Below are 19,718 nucleotides of genomic sequence, written 5' to 3' on the forward strand. Positions count from 1 at the left end.
CAACTTGTTGTTAGACAAGGCAGAGATGTAAAGGGGATAGTCTCTTTACAATTGAGGTGGTACCGCGTTACAAACGCCCTCACATGGAAATATATTCCGTGTGTGGGCTTTTTCTATCCGTCATTTTGTTTATCTTTTATTAGGGCGTTAAGTCGCTTTGATGAACTTGAGTTCTATCTACAGCTTCTTGCCTACTACTAAAAGCAAACAAAAAGTCGGATTCATACAGAAGGAGGAAAAATTTATGACAACAAAAGGATATTTCGGACAATTTGGTGGTAGTTTTGTACCAGAACCAATTCAGGCTTTGCTAGATGAATTGGAAGTGACATTTGAAAAATACAAGGATGACCCAGAATTTTTAGCTGAGTTTCGCCATTACTTGAAGGACTATTCAGGTCGTGAAACACCGTTATACTATGCAGAGAGTTTGACAGAGCACCTAGGTGGAGCTAAGATTTATCTCAAGCGTGAAGACCTGAACCACCTTGGTTCACATAAGCTTAATAATGTTTTGGGACAAATCCTTCTTGCTAAACGCATGGGTAAAAAACGTGTCATTGCAGAAACAGGAGCTGGTCAGCACGGCGTTGCGACTGCAGCTGCTGCAGCTAAGTTTGGTATGGCTTGTGACGTCTACATGGGGGCAGAAGATGTGGAGCGTCAACGTCTCAATGTCTTCCGCATGGAGATGATGGGAGCAACTGTTCACGCAGTTGAAACAGGAACACGTACACTGAAGGATGCGGTTGATGCAGCCTTTGGAGCCTGGATGAATGACCTTGAAGCCTTCTACGTTTTAGGTTCTGCTGTGGGCCCTCACCCTTATCCAACGATTGTTCATGAATTCCAAAAAGTCATCAGTGAAGAATCTCGTCGTCAAATCTTGGAAAAAGAAGGGCGCCTGCCAGATTACGTTATTGCCTGTGTAGGTGGTGGTTCTAATGCCATCGGTGCCTTTTCACAGTATGTAGCTGATGAAGAAGTGAAATTGGTCGGGGTAGAGGCTGCTGGTCATGGTCTAGATACTGATAAACACGCAGCAACTATGACCAAAGGTAGTGTAGGTATCGTCGATGGAATGAAAACCTATGCAGTCTTTAAGGAAGATGGAGAACTTGCTCCAGTCTACTCTATCTCAGCTGGTTTGGACTATCCAGGGGTTGGTCCAGAACATGCCTTCTTTAAAGACTCTGGTCGTGTCGAGTATGTTGCAGCAACAGACGCAGAAGCTGTCCAAGCCTTGCTCTTACTTAGCAAGACTGAAGGTATTATTCCAGCGATTGAAAGTTCACACGCTATCGCTGAAGCAGTCAAACGTGCACCAAAACTAAGCAAGGATGAGATTATCATCATCAATGTCTCAGGTCGTGGAGACAAGGACGTAGCTGCCATTGCAGATTATCTTGAAGCTAAAAATAACTAATCATTCCAAGATTAAAGGGAGAAAATTGTGATTTTATTGATTGATAATTATGATTCTTTTACCTACAATCTAGCTCAATATATCGGAACTTTTTCTTCTGTTGAGGTCTTGCGAAACGACGATCCTCGTCTCTATCAAGTAGCAGAAAAGGCAAGAGCTCTTGTCTTTTCTCCTGGACCTGGTTGGCCAGCTGATGCTGGAAAAATGGAGGATATGATTCGAGATTTTGCTGGGGAAAAGCCAATTTTGGGGATTTGCTTGGGACATCAGGCTATTGCAGAGGCTTTTGGTGGAAAACTAGGTTTGGCTCCAAAGGTCATGCATGGTAAACAAAGTCAGCTCCAATTTGAAGCCCCATCCATTCTTTATCAGGGTATAGAAAATAACTGTTCAGTCATGCGTTACCATAGTCTTATGGTGGAGGAATTACCCGCAGACTTTGAAGTTACCGCTCGTGCGATAGACGATCAGGTTATCATGGGTTTTCAACACAAGAAGCTCCCTATCTATGGCTTTCAATATCATCCAGAAAGTATAGGAACACCAGATGGATTATCAACCATACGAAACTTCATTGAAAAGGTTATCTAAGGAATAGGACGATAAAATAAAAGCCCTCATAGAGGGCCTGACTATCCTATAAGCAGTAGCTTACCAAAAATAATCACACAAGTAGCCAGTAAGAGGAAAGGCACGAAAGGAAGCCTTTCCCTTTTCTTTAGTAGGAGAAAGGCTAGAATGCCAGTTGTGGAAGCAAATTGAATCAAAATCAGCATCTCGGTTAGGCTAAAAACAAGAGCACAAGAGGCTAGAAAGAGAAAATCCCCTGCACCTATGCGGATATCGATAAAGTGAGCTAAAATTCCCAGAATAAGAAAGAAAATCATGACTAGATTCCAACCACAGGAAACCATGAGAATTAGGTGAAAGGTCAGCCAGACTAGCAAGGGATATTCCTGATGACGAAAGTCGTAGATGCCCAAAGTCAAGCCGGCAGTTATCAAGATGACTTGCCCCAAAGTTAAAAATCCCACAGACTCAGCTAGAAAGAGCAGTCCCAAGGACAACTCAAAGAAAGCATACCAGACAGGATAGCTTGACTTGCAATAGCGACAACGAAAGCGATTGAATACCTGTGAGAGAAATGGAATCAAATCCAGTGGTCTCAAGCGAGTCTGACAAGAATCACAGTGACTAGCAGGGAAAACAATAGACTGCTCAGGGAAGCGATCAATGACCAAGCCTAGAAAGGAAGCAAGAATAGTTCCAACAAGAAAAAAATAAAAATGAATCATACTTATTCATTCGTGAAAAAAAGGGAGAAATAGTATAATAGTTGGATATAGGAGAAGTTTTAATAGCAAATATGAAAATTCACTTTGAAAAAGGACTTCAGTTAGAAAATGCTCAACTCATTTGTCAGTGGTCCAACTCTCTTGGCAAAGCTTTTCAAGAACAATGGATGGGAACAATGATTTCTTTTCCCTTGACCATTCAAGTCTTGCAAGATTTGGAAGGAATTTTTTCAATCTTTGATGGACAAGAGTTTGTGGGGCTTATCCAGATAATCAGGCTAGAAGACAGGAATCTTCATATCGGGAGATTTTTTATCAATCCTCAGAAACAGGGGCAAGGCTTAGGTAGCCAGGCTTTAAGGAGATTTGTTAGTTTGGTCTTTGAAAATGGAGACATAGATAGTATTTCTCTGAATGTCTACGAGGCAAATCAAAGAGCTCAGAAACTTTACCAAAAAGAAGGATTTGAAATCGTTCAAATAGTTGAAGAACCTGTACGAAAATATATAATGAGAAAATCGAGGTAAGGACTAGTTGATATCTAAAACTGCACCCGTACAATTTTTGGTTTTCAAACTTGTTGCAGAGAAATTTTCTTGATAAAATAGATACATGACTAGATATAAAGCAATCATTTCCTATGATGGCTACGCCTTCGCTGGTTTTCAGCGGCAACCACACGCGCGTAGTGTCCAAGAAGAAATTGAAAAAACTTTAACCAAATTAAATAAAGGTCAGTCCATTACCATTCATGGTGCTGGGCGAACGGACAGTGGGGTCCATGCCTTAGGGCAGGTTATCCACTTTGATCTTCCCTATCAGATGGATGAGGAGAAACTTCGTTTTGCTCTCGATACCCAAAGTCCTGAAGACATCGATGTGATTTCGATTGAGATAGTGGCTGATGATTTTCATTGTCGTTATGCCAAACACAGCAAGACCTATGAGTTTATCGTGGATAGGGGGCGTCCTAAAAATCCCATGCGTCGTCATTATGCCACCCATTATCCCTATCCACTAGATGTGGAGCGGATGCAGCTTGCTGTAAAAAAACTAGAGGGGACACATGACTTTACTGGTTTTACAGCATCAGGAACTAGCGTGGAGGACAAGGTAAGAACGATCACGGAAGCTAGCCTTAGGGTGGATGAAACCGGTCAGTTTTTGACCTTTACCTTCTCTGGCAATGGTTTCCTCTATAAGCAGATTCGAAATATGGTTGGAACACTGCTTAAAATAGGCAACAATCGGATGCCTATTGAGCAGATTGACCTCATCTTGGAGAAAAAAGACAGACAGTTGGCAGGTCCAACTGCAGCACCTAATGGTTTATATTTGAAGGAGATTCGTTATGAAGAATAATCGTATTTTAGCACTTTCAGGAAATGATATTTTTAGTGGTGGTGGATTGGCAGCTGACCTTGCGACCTATACTTTGAATGGTTTGCATGGTTTTGTGGCTATGACCTGCTTGACTGCCTTAACGGAAAATGGTTTTGAAGTCTTTCCGACAGATGAAACTATTTTCCAACAACAGTTGGATAGTCTTAAGAACGTGGACTTTGGAGGGATTAAGATTGGTCTCTTACCGACTGTCGGTGTTGCTGAGAAAGCTCTCAATTTTATCAAGGACCGTGCAGAAGTGCCTGTTGTATTGGACCCTGTTCTTGTTTGTAAGGAAACGCACGACGTTGCTGTCAGCGAGCTCTGTCAAGAATTGATTCGCTTTTTCCCTTATGTGTCTGTCATTACACCCAATCTACCTGAGGCAGAATTGCTTGCAGGCCAAAAGATTGAAACCTTGGACGATATGAAGGATGCAGCGCAGAAATTACATGACTTGGGTGCGCCAGCAGTGATTATCAAGGGTGGAAATCGTCTCAGTCAAGATAAGGCATTAGATGTATTTTATGATGGAAAGAACTTTACAGTTTTGGAAAATCCAGTCATCCAAGGACAAAATGCTGGTGCAGGATGTACCTTTGCCTCAAGCATTGCCAGCCAGTTAGTCAAGGGAGAGGGGCTATTACCTGCGGTTGAGAGTTCTAAAGCCTTTGTTTACCGTGCTATCGCACAAGCAGATCAATATGGAGTAAGACAGTATGAAGCAAACCAAAACAAGTAAAATCGCCCTATTATCAATACTGACTGCCCTATCGGTAGTTTTAGGTTATATTGTAAAAATCCCAACTCAAACAGGAATCTTAACTCTTTTAGATGCTGGTATCTTCTTCACCGCTTTTTATTATGGTCGCCGGGAAGGAGCCGTTGTCGGAGGGCTAGGAGGTTTCATTATTGACTTGATTTCAGGTTATCCTCATTGGATGTTCTTCAGCTTGCTTTTCCATGGCTTGCAGGGTTACTTTGCAGGTTTTAAAGGGAAATGGCAATGGCTTGGATTAGTTTTGGCAACTTTTGTCATGGTAGCCGGTTATGCATGTGCGACTTCTTGGATGAAAGGTTGGGGTGTAGCTCTGACAGATATTCCTCACAATTTGTTGCAGAATTTTGTTGGAATGATTGTTGGGTATCTTCTCCATCAGAGTATTAAGAAAATTAGTAAGCAGTAAAAAGGGAATCTTCCCTGGGAACTATTGAAAAAAATCTGATTATTTGCTAGAATGAAAGCTATGAAAACACTCTACGATGTGCAACAATTTCTCAAACAGTTCGGTATTCTTGTCTATATGGGCAAACGTCTTTATGACATTGAACTAATGAAGATAGAACTTTCTCGTATCTATGATGCAGGCTTGATGGACAAGCTGGATTATCTTGAAGCAGAAGCAATTTTGCGTAGAGAGCACAAACTAGAATTAGACTATTTAGAAAAAAATGGAGATTAAGTATTATGGTAACTTGGGTATTATGGGGACTTATAGTGGCGATGTTGGCATGGATGGGTTACAACTATCTTCGTATTCGTCGTGCGGCAAAAATTGTAGACAATGCAGAGTTTGAGTCTTTGATTCGTACCGGTCAGTTGATTGACTTGCGTGATCCAGCTGACTTCCACAAAAAACACATCCTCGGAGCTCGTAATATTCCTTCAAATCAATTGAAGACAAGTCTTGCAGCTCTTCGCAAGGATAAACCTGTCCTTCTATATGAAAACCAACGTGCGCAACGTGTAACCAATGCAGCACTTTTCTTGAAAAAACAAGGTTTCTCAGAAATTTATATCCTATCTTACGGATTGGATTCTTGGACAGGAAAGGTCAAGACTAGCTAATCTTATATAAAAAGCTGTCGAATGATAGATAAAGCTAGCGTATTATGGTATAATTAATTTGTATTAAATTTAAGGAGTTTTTACTATGCAAGAAAAGAAAAAACCTTCATTAGTTTTAGGTATCCTATCTATCGTCCTTGGTTTGTTATCTCCAATAGTAGGTCTGATTTTGGGTATCGTAGGATTGGTCTTAGCTAGTTCACATCAAAAAGAATCTGAACTAGACTATAAAACAGAAAGAATTCTCAATATCGTAGGGATTGTAGTTTCTGTTCTTAACTGGATTGTAGCCGTCGCAGTAGTTTTTAGATAAGCAAAAAATAAAAAAGCTTTAGATTTAAAGCTTTTTTATTTTATCCACTTTTCTCTAAATAGTTTTTAATGACTTCCAATTCCTCTTGGTTCAAGGAGCGGTATTGACCTTCTGCTAGCTCTGAATCTAATGTGAAATCCCCAAACTGAACTCGTTTGAGGGCAGTGACCTTGACACCAACTGAGAGGAACATCTTCTTGACCTGATGAAATTTCCCTTCGGAGATGGTGATGCTGGCTCGGCTGAGACTAGAACTTGAAGATAGAATCTCAAGCTGAGCAGGTTTACAAATAGTTCCATCAAGAAAGACAATCCCGTTTTTGAACTGCTGGATGTGATCTGGTGTGAGCAAGCCGTTCACCTCAACTTGATAAGTTTTATCGACATGATATTGAGGGTGGAGAAGTTGAAAACCAAGAGGGCCATTATCGGTTAAGAGAAGAAGACCTGTTGTGTCTCGATCCAGTCGACCAATTGCATAGAGCTGTTCCGACTGTAGGTGTTGAGGCAGTAGGTCCATGACTGTTGGCAGTTTCTTGTCCTTGCTTGCTGTTACGACACCAGTTGGCTTATGAAGCATGAGGTAGGTGTGGTCATACCCTTGGATTTTTCTTTCTTTAAAAATCAGCTCTTGCAATCCTGTATCGATATTCTGTGCAAGGGAAGTAGCAGGGCCTCCATCTACTAAGATTTCTTTTTTCAGAAGAGCCTGTTTCATGGCTTTTCGACTGATTTTTTCCTGGGCCAATAAATTATCTAAACGCATACCAGCTTATCTTATCACAAGTCGGGATTTTTGAAAAGAAAAGAGAAATCATGAATTTTCTTTTGAAAACATTTACACTTACTTGAGTTAAGTCATTTACCTAAAATTGTGGTATAATCGTTCAGTTAGAAAATAAATTTTTGAATACAATAGAGGAAATCATGACAAAATTAAGAGAAGATATCCGTAATATCGCGATTATCGCACACGTCGACCACGGGAAAACAACCCTTGTTGACGAATTACTAAAACAATCTGAAACACTTGATGCACGTACAGAATTAGCTGAGCGTGCTATGGATTCAAACGATATTGAAAAAGAGCGTGGAATTACAATCCTTGCGAAGAATACAGCAGTTGCCTACAACGGAACTCGTATTAATATCATGGACACGCCAGGACACGCGGACTTCGGTGGAGAAGTTGAGCGGATCATGAAAATGGTTGATGGTGTTGTTTTGGTCGTAGATGCTTACGAAGGGACTATGCCACAGACTCGTTTCGTATTGAAAAAAGCCTTGGAACAAGACCTTGTGCCGATCGTTGTCGTTAACAAAATCGATAAGCCATCAGCTCGTCCAGCAGAAGTAGTAGATGAAGTCTTGGAACTTTTCATCGAGCTTGGTGCGGATGATGACCAGCTTGACTTCCCAGTCGTTTATGCATCAGCGATCAACGGAACATCTTCCTTGTCAGATGATCCAGCAGACCAAGAAAAGACGATGGCGCCAATTTTTGACACCATTATTGACCACATCCCAGCTCCGATTGATAACTCAGATGAGCCTCTTCAATTCCAAGTGTCACTCTTGGACTATAATGACTTCGTTGGTCGTATTGGTATCGGACGTGTCTTCCGTGGGACAGTAAAGGTTGGAGACCAAGTTACCCTTTCTAAACTCGATGGTACAACCAAGAACTTCCGTGTTACAAAACTCTTTGGTTTCTTTGGTTTGGAACGTCGTGAAATCCAAGAAGCCAAAGCGGGTGACTTGATTGCCGTATCAGGTATGGAAGATATCTTCGTTGGGGAAACCATTACTCCTACAGATGCAGTTGAGGCATTGCCAGTTCTTCACATCGATGAGCCAACTCTTCAAATGACTTTCTTGGTCAACAACTCACCATTTGCTGGTCGTGAAGGAAAATGGGTGACATCTCGTAAAGTTGAAGAACGTTTGCAAGCTGAGTTGCAAACAGACGTATCTCTTCGTGTTGAACCAACAGATTCACCAGATAAATGGACCGTTTCAGGACGTGGAGAATTGCACTTGTCAATCCTCATCGAGACTATGCGTCGTGAAGGTTACGAGCTTCAAGTGTCTCGTCCAGAAGTGATCATCAAAGAAATTGATGGAGTCAAATGTGAACCATTTGAACGTGTCCAAATCGATACTCCAGAAGAATACCAAGGTTCAGTTATCCAAAGTCTTTCTGAGCGTAAGGGTGAAATGTTGGATATGATTGCAACTGGAAACGGTCAAACTCGTTTGGTCTTCCTAGTTCCTGCGCGTGGTTTGATTGGATACTCAACTGAGTTCTTGTCAATGACACGTGGTTATGGTATCATGAACCACACCTTTGACCAATACTTGCCAATGATTCCAGGTGAAATCGGTGGACGTCACCGTGGTGCCCTCGTTTCTATCGATGCTGGTAAAGCAACAACTTACGCAATCATGTCTATCGAAGAACGCGGTACGATCTTTGTCAACCCAGGTACTGAGGTTTACGAAGGAATGATCATTGGTGAAAACTCTCGTGAAAATGACTTGACCGTTAACATCACTAAGGCTAAACAAATGACTAACGTTCGTTCAGCTACTAAGGACCAAACAGCAGTTATCAAGACTCCTCGTATCTTGACTCTTGAAGAATCACTTGAGTTCTTGAATGACGATGAGTACATGGAAGTAACGCCTGAATCGATTCGTTTGCGTAAACAAATCCTTAACAAGGCAGAGCGTGAGAAAGCAAACAAAAAGAAAAAATCAGCTGAATAAGAGCTAGAAAGAGATAAAGATGGTCTATTTAATCATAGGGATACTCTTATTACTACTCTATATATTTGCGACACCTCAAAGTATCAAGGGGACGGTCAATGTTGTAATATTAGTTTTTGGACTTGTAGCCCTCGTAATCTTGTTGCTCTTGTCTGCCCTGCAGATTTTCCAACTTCCAGCAGAAATCTTTATCACATTGGGGATGCTTGCTCTTGCCTACTTTAGCTTAAGAGATATCAGTCTCATGTCTGTTGGAAAGAAATAGCTAGTAAGTTCAGGGACTGCTAAAAGACAAACTCTCAAATTAAAATAACAAAACACAAGTGATGTCAGAGTTATTCTGACCTTACTTGTGTTTTTTTAAAAAACATGATAAGACAGTTGCTAGTTACTAGCTATCTAAAAAGAAGCTTACTTTTGTAGTGTTTGGCTTGTGCTTGCTAATAGATTGAGGGAAGGATATAATAAGGATAAGAAATAAGAAGGAAGAAGTCTTATGAAGTCAAAGAAGGTTAGAAATTTCATTCTGTTTTCGGTGGGATTATCAGTCTTAGGTTTGGGATTTTATGGCGGAAAGTATCAGCTAGAAAAATCTACTAAGGAGATAGACAAGTATGACTATGTAGTAAGCTCCTATTCTTATGATGATCGACAAACAAAGCTCTTTTTCATGAACAATCAGGGTCAAGTACGAGAACATAATTTTAATGGATTCTCAGGTGGCCGTCTCTACCAAGAAGGAAAGAATCTTTATGTCTATTCTTTTAGAAGAGGACCGCATAAGGTGTTTCATGGGGCTACTATTAGTACACCTTATTTTGGGAAATTTTCCTTTACCAATTATATTACTCGGTTTGCTACTAAGGGTGAGAGAGGTCGGATTGAGGGTTTGGATATTGATGATGGAATGGTCGGCATACTGAGAAGCCGAATTCGCTATACCAATTCAAACAATAAAAACTTACTCTCGCCAGTTATTCATCTCGGTATCTCCAAAGGTCTAGAAGTTGATTCAAAAATCTTCCTTACAGGATTTGAATTGGTGAGGGATGAGATGGAATTCCTTTACTTAGACGAGATGACCAATAAATTTCAGGAACTGAAGTTGAACAATCCCTACCAATCTGATTTTCAAGAACTCCTACTGGTGGATGGGAAAGTTATGACAGTTGGGAACCCTCATTTTAACAGATTTGATGATGAAAATAAGCGTAAGGAAAAGAAAAATAAGATTAGTCTAGCTAGTGTTGATCCAAAAACATTGGAAGTAAAGGAAGAAACATATGAAGCTAAACGAGTCTTGTTTGCCTACCCTTTCAAGAATCGCCTTCGCTTTTTGACGTCGGATTATCACTTAGTAGAATATAGCAGTGACTTAGAAGCTATTGCTGAAAAGGATTTATCAGCTACAGAATTAGCTAAGTTCTTCAGTGATGCAGATTCCAAAGTCCAGGCAATTCGCTACACTGAAGACAAGCTTATCGTCTTGATGACACCAGAAAAATCTTCTTCACAAGCAGTGGGTATAATTGCAGAATTTGATGCGGATAGCCTAAGCCTAAAAAATCAAGTGACAATTCCTCTGTCAGAAGATAAGGAATGGAAGACCGAATTTGCAGACTTGCTAGTCCTTGAAGGTCGCTAACAAGGGAGATTAAAGAGCGAGATAGGTGGCTGAAAAATCACAGTCACCCTTCAGCTTGACTACACCTCTGTTCTGTGTACTGCCTCCCAAAAGTTAGATTTTTCTGTCTAACTTTTGGGGTACAGTTCATAGAAGAAAGGTGTTTTTTTGTCTTCAATCATTCTTTTGTATGTTTAGGGTAACGTTGGTAGAAATCTACTTTAATTTGGATAAAGTGCTCTAATTCACGAAAGAGTTGTAATAGGGTAGCCCGTGTCTCAAATTCTTCTCTTGTTTTAGGGAGAGAACGATTGCGAAATACCTGCAGGTAGTTCTCGATATCTTCCAATAAGTTGTAGGCTGGATTGGTTTGACTCAGTTGGTTAGCTGTTTTTGAAAAGAGCTGAGCAACGATCAGGCTTTCGCTTGCTGCTAGTTGGCAGGTGTTAATCTGTTGAGCCATGTTTCTCAAGATACGAGTTTGTCTTTGGCGCATCTCAAAGTAGTGGATATGATAATCTGTCTGATGAAAGAGATGGTCAGAGTGGTCCAGATAGACTAGATTAAGGGCTTCCTCCAATAGTTGGTCAAGTTCGTTGACTAGTTGAGCTTGATTTCTCCCATCCCCTCTTTTCAGATAGTAAGAAAGCCGTAGAAGAACATCTTTGAGTTTTTCTTCAACAAGTCTATGATAATGCTGAATTTCTTTTTCTCGTGAAGGCATATAGAGATTGACCAGAAGTGCAAAGCCAGTACCGATTAGGAAGAGTAAGAGCTCATTTAGTAAAAGTGCTGGTGCTGTTGATTGTTGGATTAAGAGATGGCTAACCAAGACGCTACTTGGAGTAATTCCAATTTCCCAACCCAGTTTATAGGCTAGAGGAACATAGATTGCTAAGTAAAGTCCAAAGCTCCAGATATGATAACCAGTTAGTTGAAAAGCAATAACACCGATTGTCAGAGCAAGCAAGGTTGAAAAAAGACGATTGCGGGCTAGCTTGATCGTGCTTCTTCGAGTATCAGAAAGACTCAAGATAGCAATGATACCAGCTGATACAGCTGATGACAAATCAAAAAAGTAGGCTAGTAAACAAGCAAAACAGGTTGCCAGGACTAGTTTAAGAGTACGTTGTGTGATAGACATAGAAAGCTCCCTTGAGATAAATGATTTAAAGTTATAATGGTAAGTAGGGAAGAAAGGTCTATTTCAATAGAATTATTGAGAAACTAATGAGTTCTCCTTGTAGTGGTTTGATTATAGTATAAATATGTTTTGAAATCAAGTGAATCTAATAATAGTATAGGCAGAATGAATATTTACCAAACTGGTTCAGATATCGTTTTATGGTATAATTAATAAAAGGAGTTTTACATGCAAGATTTTTTTAAAAGTTATTTTAATAAGCTAGATTTAACAACGGTATTTGAGAATCTTTTAACAAAAGTGATTTCTCTTTTAATTTTATTTGTGCTATTTTACATAGCTAAACAGCTTCTCCATGCAGCTGTCAAGAGAATTGTGAAGCCTTCACTTAAGTATTCAAAGCGTGATGCAGGTCGACAAAAGACAATCTCGCGTTTATTAGAAAATATTTTTAATTACACCCTTTATTTCTTTTTAGTTTACTGCATTTTGTCTATCCTAGGATTACCTGTATCTAGTTTACTAGCTGGTGCTGGGATTGCTGGGGTTGCAATTGGTATGGGGGCACAGGGTTTCTTATCAGATGTTATCAATGGCTTCTTTATTCTCTTTGAACGCCAGTTGGATGTAGGGGATGAAGTTGTTTTGACAAATGGTCCCATTACTGTATCGGGAAAAGTAGTTAGTGTTGGAATTCGAACCACTCAACTAAGAGGTGAAGACCAGGCTCTCCACTTTGTTCCCAACCGTAATATTACTGTGGTTAGCAATTTTTCAAGAAAAGAAGAGAACTGAAATTTTCCTTGATTTGTGGTACAATAGAAAGAGTTTGGTAAAGGAGAAACGATGTTTTTAGATGAGCAATTAGGAAATGGTTGTGTTTGGATCAATCTAGATGTAGAAAAAATTAAAAATCTTGAAGATTTATCTGAAATCTACGGATTGGATAAGGAAACCATCGAATATGCGCTGGATAAAAATGAACGTGCCCACATGGATTACAACCGTGAGAATGGGACTGTGACCTTTATCTACAATGTTCTGGACTTAGAAAAGGACAAGGATTACTATGAAGCGATTCCCATGACCTTTATCGTTGAAAACAAACGAATGATTACCATCAGTAACCATAAGAATGCTTATGTCATTGATCAGATGTTAGCTTATCTAGATAGCCATGAGTCGCTTTCTATTTACAAATTTCTTTTTGCTAGTCTAGAAATCATTAGTAACGCCTATTATCCAATCATTGAAAAGATGGATAAGAGTAAAGATGAAGTCAACAGCTTACTTCGTCAGAGAACAACCAAGAAAAATCTCTTTGCCCTTTCTGACTTGGAGACAGGTATGGTTTATCTAACGGCAGCTGCCAAACAAAACCGTATCTTACTGGAACATATCCAAGGGCATGCCCTCTATCGTCGTTTGGATGAAATTGAAAAAGAGCAGTTTGATGATGCTATGATTGAGGCTCATCAGTTGGTATCTATGACAGATTTGATTTCTCAAGTTCTCCAACAACTGTCTGGCTCATACAATAATATCCTAAACAACAACCTGAATGATAACTTGACAACCTTGACCATCATTTCAGTTTTATTGGCCGTGCTTGCGGTTATAACAGGATTTTTCGGGATGAATGTTCCTCTTCCATTGATGGAGGACAAGCATGCATGGATTTACATCACTTTGGCCAGCGCTGTCTTGTGGCTTGTTCTATCCCATTTTCTCAAAAAAATTGCAAAAATAAGTTAAGAGAAGGAGCCAGAATGGCGATTGAAAATTACATGCCAGATTTTGCTGTAGAAGCAGTTTATGATTTGACAGTAGAAAGCCTGCAAAAACAGGGAATAAAAGCTGTTTTGGTGGATTTGGATAATACTCTGATTGCTTGGAATAACCCTGACGGGACTCCAGAGATGAAGAAATGGCTACACGATCTTCGTGATGCTGGTATTCGCATTATCGTAGTGTCCAATAACTCTAAAAAACGAGTTCAACGTGCCGTTGAAAAATTTGGGATTGACTATGTGTATTGGGCTTTGAAGCCCTTTACTTTCGGGATTGACCGTGCCATGAAGGAATTCCACTATGAAAAAAACGAAGTGGTCATGGTTGGGGATCAACTCATGACGGATATTCGAGCTGCTCACCGAGCAGGGATTCGTTCTATTTTGGTCAAACCCTTGCTCCAGCATGACTCTATCAAAACACAGATTAACAGAGCTCGTGAGCGCCGTGTCATGAAACAAATCACTGAAAAATATGGCCCTATCACATATAAAAAAGGAATTTAACTATGGAAGAAATTCTCTGTATTGGTTGTGGAGCAAGCATTCAGACGACAGATAAAACTGGTCTAGGGTTTACGCCTCAGTCAGCACTTGAAAAAGGTTTGGAAACTGGTGAAGTCTATTGCCAACGCTGTTTTCGTCTTCGTCATTACAATGAAATCACAGATGTGCAGTTGACGGATGATGATTTCCTAAAACTCTTGCACGAGGTGGGAGACAGTGATGCCTTGGTGGTCAATGTTACTGATATTTTTGACTTTAATGGTTCTGTTATCCCAGGCTTGCCACGTTTTGTATCCGGTAATGATGTGCTCTTGGTTGGTAATAAAAAAGATATCCTCCCTAAGTCAGTTAAACCTGGCAAGATTAGCCAATGGCTCATGGAACGAGCCCACGAAGAGGGCTTGCGTCCTGTCGATGTCGTCCTAACTTCCGCACAAAACAAGCATGCTATCAAGGAAGTCATTGATAAAATTGAGCACTATCGTAAGGGTCGTGACGTCTATGTAGTTGGGGTTACCAATGTTGGGAAATCAACTCTTATCAATGCAATTATCCAGGAAATTACGGGTGACCAGAACGTCATCACAACATCACGTTTTCCAGGGACAACCTTAGATAAGATTGAGATCCCACTTGATGATGGTTCTTATATTTATGATACACCGGGAATTATCCATCGTCATCAGATGGCCCACTACTTGACGGCTAAAAACCTCAAGTATGTCAGCCCTAAAAAGGAAATCAAACCTAAAACCTACCAGCTCAATCCAGGGCAAACTCTATTTTTAGGAGGCTTGGGACGATTTGATTTCATTGAAGGAGAAAAGCAAGGATTTACAGCTTTCTTTGACAATGAACTCAAACTTCACCGTACCAAACTTGAAGGGGCAAGTGCTTTTTATGATAAGCACCTTGGAACCCTCCTCACACCACCAAATAGCAAGGAAAAAGAAGATTTTCCAAAATTGGTCCAACATGTCTTTACTATCAAGGACAAGACAGATTTAGTCATTTCAGGACTCGGCTGGATCCGTGTAACAGGAATCGCCAAAGTCGCCGTCTGGGCACCAGAAGGTGTAGCAGTCGTCACACGAAAAGCAATTATTTAAACACAGAAAGGAAAGGGTTGTCTTTATAAAGGCGAGCATTGCGAGCCCCATAAAGAATACTTTTCGCCGTGGTGTTAGTTGGTACAAGTGATTGTACCAACTTCGGAAAATTTGAGACCTTAGGCTCAAATTTTAGTCATGAAAGTCCAAAGGACTTTGCTGACGTCCGTCATCACCTAAGAAAAGTATGAAAAGAAACTCTTTTATTTAAGATAATGTCATTAACATCAAAACAACGTGCCTTCCTCAACAGCCAGGCACACACCCTCAAACCCATCATTCAAATCGGGAAAAATGGACTCAACGACCAAATCAAAACTAGCGTTCGTCAGGCACTGGATGCCCGCGAGTTGATCAAGGTTACTCTCTTGCAAAATACAGATGAAAACATCCACGAAGTAGCTGAAATCTTGGAGGAAGAAATCGGCGTGGATACAGTCCAAAAAATCGGACGTATCTTGATTTTGTATAAACAATCAAGCAAGAAAGAAAATCGCAAGATTTCTAAAAAAGTCAAAGAAATCTAAAACGCTACTCCAAAACTGTTTTTACAGAAAAGTAAAGGAGATTAACCTATGGCAATCGAATTATTAACTCCCTTTACAAAAGTGGAGTTAGAGCCAGAAATCAAGGATAAAAAACGCAAGCAAGTTGGAATCTTAGGAGGAAACTTTAACCCTGTTCACAATGCCCACCTGATCGTCGCAGATCAAGTGCGTCAGCAGTTGGGATTGGATCAAGTGTTGCTGATGCCTGAATACCAACCACCTCACGTAGACAAAAAGGAAACCATTTCTGAACACCACCGTCTTAAAATGCTTGAATTGGCGATTGAGGGGATTGAAGGACTGGCCATTGAGACAATCGAGCTAGAGCGCAAGGGTATTTCCTACACCTACGACACCATGAAACTCTTGACAGAGAAGAATCCAGATACAGATTATTACTTTATCATCGGTGCCGATATGGTAGACTATTTACCTAAGTGGTATAGAATTGATGAACTGGTTGACCTCGTTCAGTTTGTAGGAGTTCAACGACCACGCTACAAGGCTGGGACTTCTTATCCAGTCATTTGGGTAGATGTGCCCCTGATGGACATTTCATCGAGTATGGTGCGTGATTTTATTGCCCAAGGACGTACACCTAACTTTCTCCTACCAAAACCAGTACTAGACTATATCGAGAAGGAAGGTCTCTACTAATGGCATATAAAGACTACATCAACTGTTCCCGCGAGGAATTGTTGGAAAAAATGGCAGAGCTTATACCCGAGAAACGTTTAACCCATTGTCTAGGTGTAGAGCGTGCAGCCATGGAATTGGCTCAGCGCTTTGGTGTAGATGTTGAAAAGGCAGGTTTGGCAGGTCTCCTTCATGACTATGCTAAAAAACTATCCGATCAGGAATTTATAGACTTGATTGAACGTTATCAGCTAGACCCTGACCTCAAAAATTGGGGTAACAATGTCTGGCATGGCATGGTCGGCATCTACAAGATTCAGGAAGATTTGGATTTGCAAAATGCTGAAATCCTGCGAGCTATTGAAATCCATACAGTTGGAGCTAGTCAGATGACGGACCTAGACAAGGTCATCTACGTCGCAGACTATATCGAGCATAATCGTGCCTTTCCAGGTGTGGATCAGGCGCGTGAAATTGCAAGTTTATCGCTTAATAAGGCAGTAGCCTATGAAACAGCTCGTACCGTGGAGCATTTGGCTCACCAGGGATTTCCTATCTATCCCCAAACCCTTGAAACCTATAACGCCTATGTGCACTATTTGAAAGAGGATTAAATGAACGAAAAAGAATTACTAGAACTAGTCGTGAAAGCGGCTGATGAGAAACGTGCTGAGGATATCCTCGCACTTGACGTACAAGAATTGACCAGTGTAACAGACTACTTTGTCATCACTAGCTCTATGAATAGCCGTCAATTGGATGCTATCGCTGAAAATATCCGTGAAAAAGTAGCCCAAGCTGGCTTTAAAGGTAGCCATGTCGAAGGTGATGCAGCTGGAGGCTGGGTCTTGCTAGACCTCGGTGGAGTCGTTGTGCATATCTTCTCAGAAGAAATGCGTGCCCACTATAACCTAGAAAAACTATGGCATGAGGCGGATTCAGTAGACTTATCTGAAACTTTGGCCTAGAAGATGACTTGAACTTCGGCTGGGAATTGCTTTGAAATTCGACAATGTATTGAGATTATTCTTATTTTCTGAGTGCGAAGTGAGAAATTACCGAGACTTTCCGTTGTGATAAAAACTTCTTGAAGCGATAATGTTTCAAGAAGTCGGGAGTTTTGTGACCTTAGACTCAAAACTAAGTCTTGGAACTTCGAAGAAGGTCGCAGACGTCCGAAATCACCTAAGGAAAGTCTTAAAAAGGCTTTGTCTTCAATCGAACTCAGTTGCAGTCAACTGAGTTTCTTTGCTTATTTTAGAAAAAATGTTAGAAAGGTGAGGGCGTCGTGTTTGGTTGATGTTGAAACTGAACACGAGCTAAAAGCTGTGATAAAAAGAGTAACTTTCTTTTTATCTGATGATACGGCAGAAAGTTTCCTATTTTCTCTTTGCTTTTAACGCTCTTTGTATCTTAATTATGGCGACTTATGAAACCTTTGCGGCTGTTTACGATGCTGTGATGGACGATAGTTTATACGATAAATGGACGGATTTTTCCCTCCGTCATTTGCCAAAGACTAAGGAGAGAAAGAAACTCTTGGAGTTGGCTTGTGGGACAGGCATCCAGTCCGTTCGCTTTTCTCAGGCTGGTTTTGATGTAACTGGATTGGATTTGAGCGCGGACATGTTGAAGATTGCGGAGAAGAGAGCAGTTTCAGCCAAGCAAAAGATTGATTTTATTGAAGGCAATATGCTAGATTTATCCAAGGCAGGGAAATATGACTTTGTCACTTGTTATTCGGACTCTATTTGCTACATGCAGGACGAAGTAGAAGTAGGGGACGTCTTTAAAGAAGTCTATAATGCCCTCAATGAAGATGGTGTTTTTATCTTTGATGTGCATTCGACCTACCAGACTGACGAAGTTTTTCCAGGCTATTCTTACCATGAAAATGCAGAAGACTTTGCCATGCTTTGGGATACCTATGAGGATGAAGCCCCTCACTCTATCGTGCATGAACTGACTTTCTTTATCAAGGAAGCAGACGGGTCCTTTAGTCGTCACGATGAAGTGCATGAAGAACGGACATACGAAGTCTTGACCTATGATATTTTGCTGGAACAGGCTGGTTTTAAATCCTTCAAACTTTATGCTGACTTTGAGGACAAGGAGCCTACAGAAACTAGCACCCGTTGGTTTTTTGTGGCGCAGAAGTAGGAGAATATCATGACCATCACTGGTATTATCGCGGAGTTCAATCCCTTTCATAATGGCCACAAATACCTGCTAGAACAGGCGGATGGGCTGAAGATTGTTGCCATGTCTGGAAATTTTATGCAGCGTGGAGAGCCTGCTATTGTAGATAAGTGGACTCGGGCCCAGATGGCACTGGAGAATGGGGCAGACTTGGTAGTAGAATTGCCCTTTTTAGTCAGTGTTCAGGCGGCGGATTTCTTTGGGCAAGGAGCTGTGGATATCTTGGCCCGGCTGGGGATTGATACTCTAGGCTTTGGGACAGAGGAAGTTCTAGATTATCAGAAAATCGCTGACTTATATGCAGAGCGTAGTCAAGAGATGGAGCGCTATATTGCAGAATTACCTGATTCTCTCTCCTACCCTCAGAAAACCCAAGCCATGTGGAAGGAATTTGCAGGTCTTGATTTTTCAGGTGATACGCCCAATCATGTCCTTGCTCTTGCCTATGCCAAGGCAGTTGCTGGACGAAACATCAAGTTGTATCCGATTCAACGTCAGGGGGCAGGCTACCATTCTGTGGACAAGGATGTGGCCTTTGCCTCAGCGACAGCCATCCGTCAGCATCAAGCAGACTCAGATTTCTTAGGACGCTTTATGCCTTCTGTTGAGGTCTTTAAAGGTGCTATTAAAGTGAGCTGGGAAGATTATTTTCAACTCTTACGCTATCAAATCTTGTCAAATTCAGACCTAACCGCCATCTATCAGGTCAATCAAGAAATGGCAGTGCGCATTAAGGAAGCCATCAAAACAGCCCAGTCTGTGGACGAATTGGTGGAAGCTGTTGCGACCAAACGGTACACTAAAGCGCGTGTCAGACGCCTTTTGACCTATATCTTGGTTCAGGCTAGAGAAAGTGATTTGCCAGTAGGTATACATGTTCTTGGATTTACTGAAAAAGGCAGGCAACACCTCAAATCTCTGAAAGAGCAAGTTAATCTAATCAGCCGAATTGGGAAAGAGCCCTGGGATGCCATGTCCCAAAAGGCAGACCAGATTTACCAACTAGGACAACCAAGCATAGCAGAGCAGAATTTTGGCCGAGTGCCAATTAAAATTCAATCAAATTAAGTCTACTGAGAGGTAGGCTTTTTAATACTCTTCAAAAATCTCTTCAAACTACGTCAGC

General features: G+C 40.9%; 25 protein-coding genes and 1 other annotated feature (1 of these 26 cut by a window edge). Of the genes, 22 read left to right on the top strand and 3 right to left on the bottom strand.

Annotation, left to right across the window (positions count from 1 at the left end):
- Positions 1-84, top strand: a binding site (T-box leader); it begins 147 nt to the left of the window's first position.
- Between the two features lie 160 nt (positions 85-244).
- Positions 245-1,426 carry a tryptophan synthase subunit beta gene (trpB, locus tag ACVC7R_RS04780; protein ID WP_447263761.1) on the top strand — a complete coding sequence of 394 codons (1,182 nt, stop codon included), beginning with the start codon at positions 245-247 and terminating at the stop codon, positions 1,424-1,426.
- Positions 1,427-1,453: 27 nt separating this feature from the next.
- Complete coding sequence (locus ACVC7R_RS04785; protein ID WP_447263762.1) at positions 1,454-2,017, top strand: aminodeoxychorismate/anthranilate synthase component II; 564 nt, start codon at positions 1,454-1,456, stop codon at positions 2,015-2,017.
- A gap of 41 nt (positions 2,018-2,058) precedes the next feature.
- Here ACVC7R_RS04785 and ACVC7R_RS04790 read toward each other — a convergent pair whose 3' ends face one another.
- The gene (locus ACVC7R_RS04790; RefSeq protein WP_447263763.1) at positions 2,059-2,721 is read right to left on the bottom strand and encodes a prepilin peptidase; all 663 of its coding nucleotides are present in this window, start codon (positions 2,719-2,721) and stop codon (positions 2,059-2,061) included.
- 71 nt (positions 2,722-2,792) lie between these two features.
- Between ACVC7R_RS04790 and ACVC7R_RS04795 the strand changes: the two genes are divergently transcribed.
- From ACVC7R_RS04795 to ACVC7R_RS04825, 7 genes are all read left to right on the top strand, one after another.
- Entirely contained in the window at positions 2,793-3,248 is a 456-nt protein-coding gene (locus tag ACVC7R_RS04795; protein ID WP_447263764.1) for a GNAT family N-acetyltransferase, read from the top strand.
- Positions 3,249-3,333: 85 nt separating this feature from the next.
- Complete coding sequence (gene truA, locus ACVC7R_RS04800; RefSeq protein WP_447263765.1) at positions 3,334-4,083, top strand: tRNA pseudouridine(38-40) synthase TruA; 750 nt, start codon at positions 3,334-3,336, stop codon at positions 4,081-4,083.
- On the top strand, positions 4,073-4,846 hold the full coding sequence (locus ACVC7R_RS04805; RefSeq protein ID WP_447263766.1) for a bifunctional hydroxymethylpyrimidine kinase/phosphomethylpyrimidine kinase: 774 nt from the start codon (positions 4,073-4,075) through the stop codon (positions 4,844-4,846). The genes truA and ACVC7R_RS04805 overlap by 11 nt, the downstream gene beginning before the upstream one ends.
- Entirely contained in the window at positions 4,824-5,291 is a 468-nt protein-coding gene (locus ACVC7R_RS04810) for an ECF transporter S component (protein WP_447263767.1), read from the top strand. Before ACVC7R_RS04805 ends, ACVC7R_RS04810 begins: the two co-directional genes overlap by 23 nt.
- Positions 5,292-5,342: 51 nt before the next feature.
- The gene (locus tag ACVC7R_RS04815; RefSeq protein WP_006148960.1) at positions 5,343-5,567 is read left to right on the top strand and encodes a YqgQ family protein; all 225 of its coding nucleotides are present in this window, start codon (positions 5,343-5,345) and stop codon (positions 5,565-5,567) included.
- 5 nt (positions 5,568-5,572) lie between these two features.
- The gene (locus ACVC7R_RS04820) at positions 5,573-5,953 is read left to right on the top strand and encodes a rhodanese-like domain-containing protein (protein WP_447263768.1); all 381 of its coding nucleotides are present in this window, start codon (positions 5,573-5,575) and stop codon (positions 5,951-5,953) included.
- A gap of 85 nt (positions 5,954-6,038) precedes the next feature.
- On the top strand, positions 6,039-6,266 hold the full coding sequence (locus tag ACVC7R_RS04825) for a DUF4190 domain-containing protein (RefSeq protein ID WP_447263769.1): 228 nt from the start codon (positions 6,039-6,041) through the stop codon (positions 6,264-6,266).
- Positions 6,267-6,306: 40 nt separating this feature from the next.
- Here the strand turns inward: ACVC7R_RS04825 and ACVC7R_RS04830 are convergent, their stop codons facing one another.
- Positions 6,307-7,032 (bottom strand): 16S rRNA pseudouridine(516) synthase, encoded by a 726-nt coding sequence (locus ACVC7R_RS04830; protein WP_447263770.1) that lies wholly within the window; start codon positions 7,030-7,032, stop codon positions 6,307-6,309.
- Between the two features lie 161 nt (positions 7,033-7,193).
- Between ACVC7R_RS04830 and typA the strand changes: the two genes are divergently transcribed.
- The 3 genes from typA to ACVC7R_RS04845 all read left to right on the top strand — a co-directional run bounded on the left by typA (position 7,194) and on the right by ACVC7R_RS04845 (position 10,680).
- Positions 7,194-9,035, top strand: a complete 1,842-nt coding sequence (gene typA, locus ACVC7R_RS04835; RefSeq protein WP_447263771.1) for a translational GTPase TypA — start codon at positions 7,194-7,196, stop codon at positions 9,033-9,035.
- Positions 9,036-9,054: 19 nt separating this feature from the next.
- Positions 9,055-9,300, top strand: coding sequence for a DUF3165 family protein (locus tag ACVC7R_RS04840; RefSeq protein ID WP_447263772.1), 246 nt, complete (start codon positions 9,055-9,057; stop codon positions 9,298-9,300).
- A gap of 231 nt (positions 9,301-9,531) precedes the next feature.
- Positions 9,532-10,680 (top strand): hypothetical protein, encoded by a 1,149-nt coding sequence (locus tag ACVC7R_RS04845; protein WP_447263773.1) that lies wholly within the window; start codon positions 9,532-9,534, stop codon positions 10,678-10,680.
- Between the two features lie 157 nt (positions 10,681-10,837).
- Here the strand turns inward: ACVC7R_RS04845 and ACVC7R_RS04850 are convergent, their stop codons facing one another.
- Entirely contained in the window at positions 10,838-11,803 is a 966-nt protein-coding gene (locus ACVC7R_RS04850) for an aromatic acid exporter family protein (protein ID WP_447263774.1), read from the bottom strand.
- A 228-nt stretch (positions 11,804-12,031) separates the two neighbouring features.
- Between ACVC7R_RS04850 and ACVC7R_RS04855 the strand changes: the two genes are divergently transcribed.
- From ACVC7R_RS04855 to ACVC7R_RS04900, 10 genes are all read left to right on the top strand, one after another.
- Positions 12,032-12,598, top strand: coding sequence for a mechanosensitive ion channel family protein (locus tag ACVC7R_RS04855; RefSeq protein WP_447263775.1), 567 nt, complete (start codon positions 12,032-12,034; stop codon positions 12,596-12,598).
- A 51-nt stretch (positions 12,599-12,649) separates the two neighbouring features.
- Positions 12,650-13,558 carry a magnesium transporter CorA family protein gene (locus ACVC7R_RS04860; protein ID WP_447263776.1) on the top strand — a complete coding sequence of 303 codons (909 nt, stop codon included), beginning with the start codon at positions 12,650-12,652 and terminating at the stop codon, positions 13,556-13,558.
- Positions 13,559-13,572: 14 nt separating this feature from the next.
- Entirely contained in the window at positions 13,573-14,100 is a 528-nt protein-coding gene (locus ACVC7R_RS04865; protein ID WP_447263777.1) for a YqeG family HAD IIIA-type phosphatase, read from the top strand.
- Between the two features lie 2 nt (positions 14,101-14,102).
- Positions 14,103-15,209 (top strand): ribosome biogenesis GTPase YqeH, encoded by a 1,107-nt coding sequence (gene yqeH, locus ACVC7R_RS04870; RefSeq protein ID WP_447263778.1) that lies wholly within the window; start codon positions 14,103-14,105, stop codon positions 15,207-15,209.
- A gap of 215 nt (positions 15,210-15,424) precedes the next feature.
- Entirely contained in the window at positions 15,425-15,736 is a 312-nt protein-coding gene (gene yhbY, locus ACVC7R_RS04875; protein ID WP_000060171.1) for a ribosome assembly RNA-binding protein YhbY, read from the top strand.
- A 48-nt stretch (positions 15,737-15,784) separates the two neighbouring features.
- A complete protein-coding gene (locus tag ACVC7R_RS04880; protein WP_447263779.1) occupies positions 15,785-16,414 on the top strand; it encodes a nicotinate-nucleotide adenylyltransferase in 630 nt (209 codons plus the stop codon).
- Positions 16,414-17,007, top strand: coding sequence for a bis(5'-nucleosyl)-tetraphosphatase (symmetrical) YqeK (gene yqeK, locus ACVC7R_RS04885; protein ID WP_447263780.1), 594 nt, complete (start codon positions 16,414-16,416; stop codon positions 17,005-17,007). The genes ACVC7R_RS04880 and yqeK overlap by 1 nt, the downstream gene beginning before the upstream one ends.
- On the top strand, positions 17,008-17,361 hold the full coding sequence (rsfS, locus tag ACVC7R_RS04890; protein ID WP_447263781.1) for a ribosome silencing factor: 354 nt from the start codon (positions 17,008-17,010) through the stop codon (positions 17,359-17,361).
- 451 nt (positions 17,362-17,812) lie between these two features.
- A complete protein-coding gene (locus ACVC7R_RS04895) occupies positions 17,813-18,553 on the top strand; it encodes a class I SAM-dependent DNA methyltransferase (protein WP_447263782.1) in 741 nt (246 codons plus the stop codon).
- A 9-nt stretch (positions 18,554-18,562) separates the two neighbouring features.
- Positions 18,563-19,660: a nucleotidyltransferase gene (locus tag ACVC7R_RS04900; protein ID WP_447263783.1), complete on the top strand. Its 1,098-nt coding sequence runs from the start codon at positions 18,563-18,565 to the stop codon at positions 19,658-19,660.
- The last annotated feature ends 58 nt before the right edge of the window (positions 19,661-19,718 follow it).

The sequence above is a fragment of the Streptococcus sp. Z554 genome (assembly GCF_053010305.1).

Bases quoted from the DNA above. Each gene is read 5' to 3' on its own strand.
- ACVC7R_RS04820 (WP_447263768.1), top strand. From the start codon at position 5,573: ATGGTAACTTGGGTATTATGGGGACTTATAGTGGCGATGTTGGCATGG.
- ACVC7R_RS04805 (WP_447263766.1), top strand. From the start codon at position 4,073: ATGAAGAATAATCGTATTTTAGCACTTTCAGGAAATGATATTTTTAGT.
- ACVC7R_RS04865 (WP_447263777.1), top strand. From the start codon at position 13,573: ATGGCGATTGAAAATTACATGCCAGATTTTGCTGTAGAAGCAGTTTAT.
- ACVC7R_RS04795 (WP_447263764.1), top strand. From the start codon at position 2,793: ATGAAAATTCACTTTGAAAAAGGACTTCAGTTAGAAAATGCTCAACTC.
- ACVC7R_RS04815 (WP_006148960.1), top strand. From the start codon at position 5,343: ATGAAAGCTATGAAAACACTCTACGATGTGCAACAATTTCTCAAACAG.
- trpB (WP_447263761.1), top strand. From the start codon at position 245: ATGACAACAAAAGGATATTTCGGACAATTTGGTGGTAGTTTTGTACCA.
- yqeK (WP_447263780.1), top strand. From the start codon at position 16,414: ATGGCATATAAAGACTACATCAACTGTTCCCGCGAGGAATTGTTGGAA.
- yhbY (WP_000060171.1), top strand. From the start codon at position 15,425: ATGTCATTAACATCAAAACAACGTGCCTTCCTCAACAGCCAGGCACAC.
- ACVC7R_RS04895 (WP_447263782.1), top strand. From the start codon at position 17,813: ATGGCGACTTATGAAACCTTTGCGGCTGTTTACGATGCTGTGATGGAC.
- ACVC7R_RS04880 (WP_447263779.1), top strand. From the start codon at position 15,785: ATGGCAATCGAATTATTAACTCCCTTTACAAAAGTGGAGTTAGAGCCA.
- ACVC7R_RS04825 (WP_447263769.1), top strand. From the start codon at position 6,039: ATGCAAGAAAAGAAAAAACCTTCATTAGTTTTAGGTATCCTATCTATC.
- ACVC7R_RS04810 (WP_447263767.1), top strand. From the start codon at position 4,824: ATGAAGCAAACCAAAACAAGTAAAATCGCCCTATTATCAATACTGACT.
- truA (WP_447263765.1), top strand. From the start codon at position 3,334: ATGACTAGATATAAAGCAATCATTTCCTATGATGGCTACGCCTTCGCT.
- yqeH (WP_447263778.1), top strand. From the start codon at position 14,103: ATGGAAGAAATTCTCTGTATTGGTTGTGGAGCAAGCATTCAGACGACA.
- ACVC7R_RS04900 (WP_447263783.1), top strand. From the start codon at position 18,563: ATGACCATCACTGGTATTATCGCGGAGTTCAATCCCTTTCATAATGGC.
- typA (WP_447263771.1), top strand. From the start codon at position 7,194: ATGACAAAATTAAGAGAAGATATCCGTAATATCGCGATTATCGCACAC.
- ACVC7R_RS04830 (WP_447263770.1), bottom strand. From the start codon at position 7,032: ATGCGTTTAGATAATTTATTGGCCCAGGAAAAAATCAGTCGAAAAGCC.
- rsfS (WP_447263781.1), top strand. From the start codon at position 17,008: ATGAACGAAAAAGAATTACTAGAACTAGTCGTGAAAGCGGCTGATGAG.
- ACVC7R_RS04790 (WP_447263763.1), bottom strand. From the start codon at position 2,721: ATGATTCATTTTTATTTTTTTCTTGTTGGAACTATTCTTGCTTCCTTT.
- ACVC7R_RS04855 (WP_447263775.1), top strand. From the start codon at position 12,032: ATGCAAGATTTTTTTAAAAGTTATTTTAATAAGCTAGATTTAACAACG.
- ACVC7R_RS04860 (WP_447263776.1), top strand. From the start codon at position 12,650: ATGTTTTTAGATGAGCAATTAGGAAATGGTTGTGTTTGGATCAATCTA.
- ACVC7R_RS04845 (WP_447263773.1), top strand. From the start codon at position 9,532: ATGAAGTCAAAGAAGGTTAGAAATTTCATTCTGTTTTCGGTGGGATTA.
- ACVC7R_RS04840 (WP_447263772.1), top strand. From the start codon at position 9,055: ATGGTCTATTTAATCATAGGGATACTCTTATTACTACTCTATATATTT.
- ACVC7R_RS04850 (WP_447263774.1), bottom strand. From the start codon at position 11,803: ATGTCTATCACACAACGTACTCTTAAACTAGTCCTGGCAACCTGTTTT.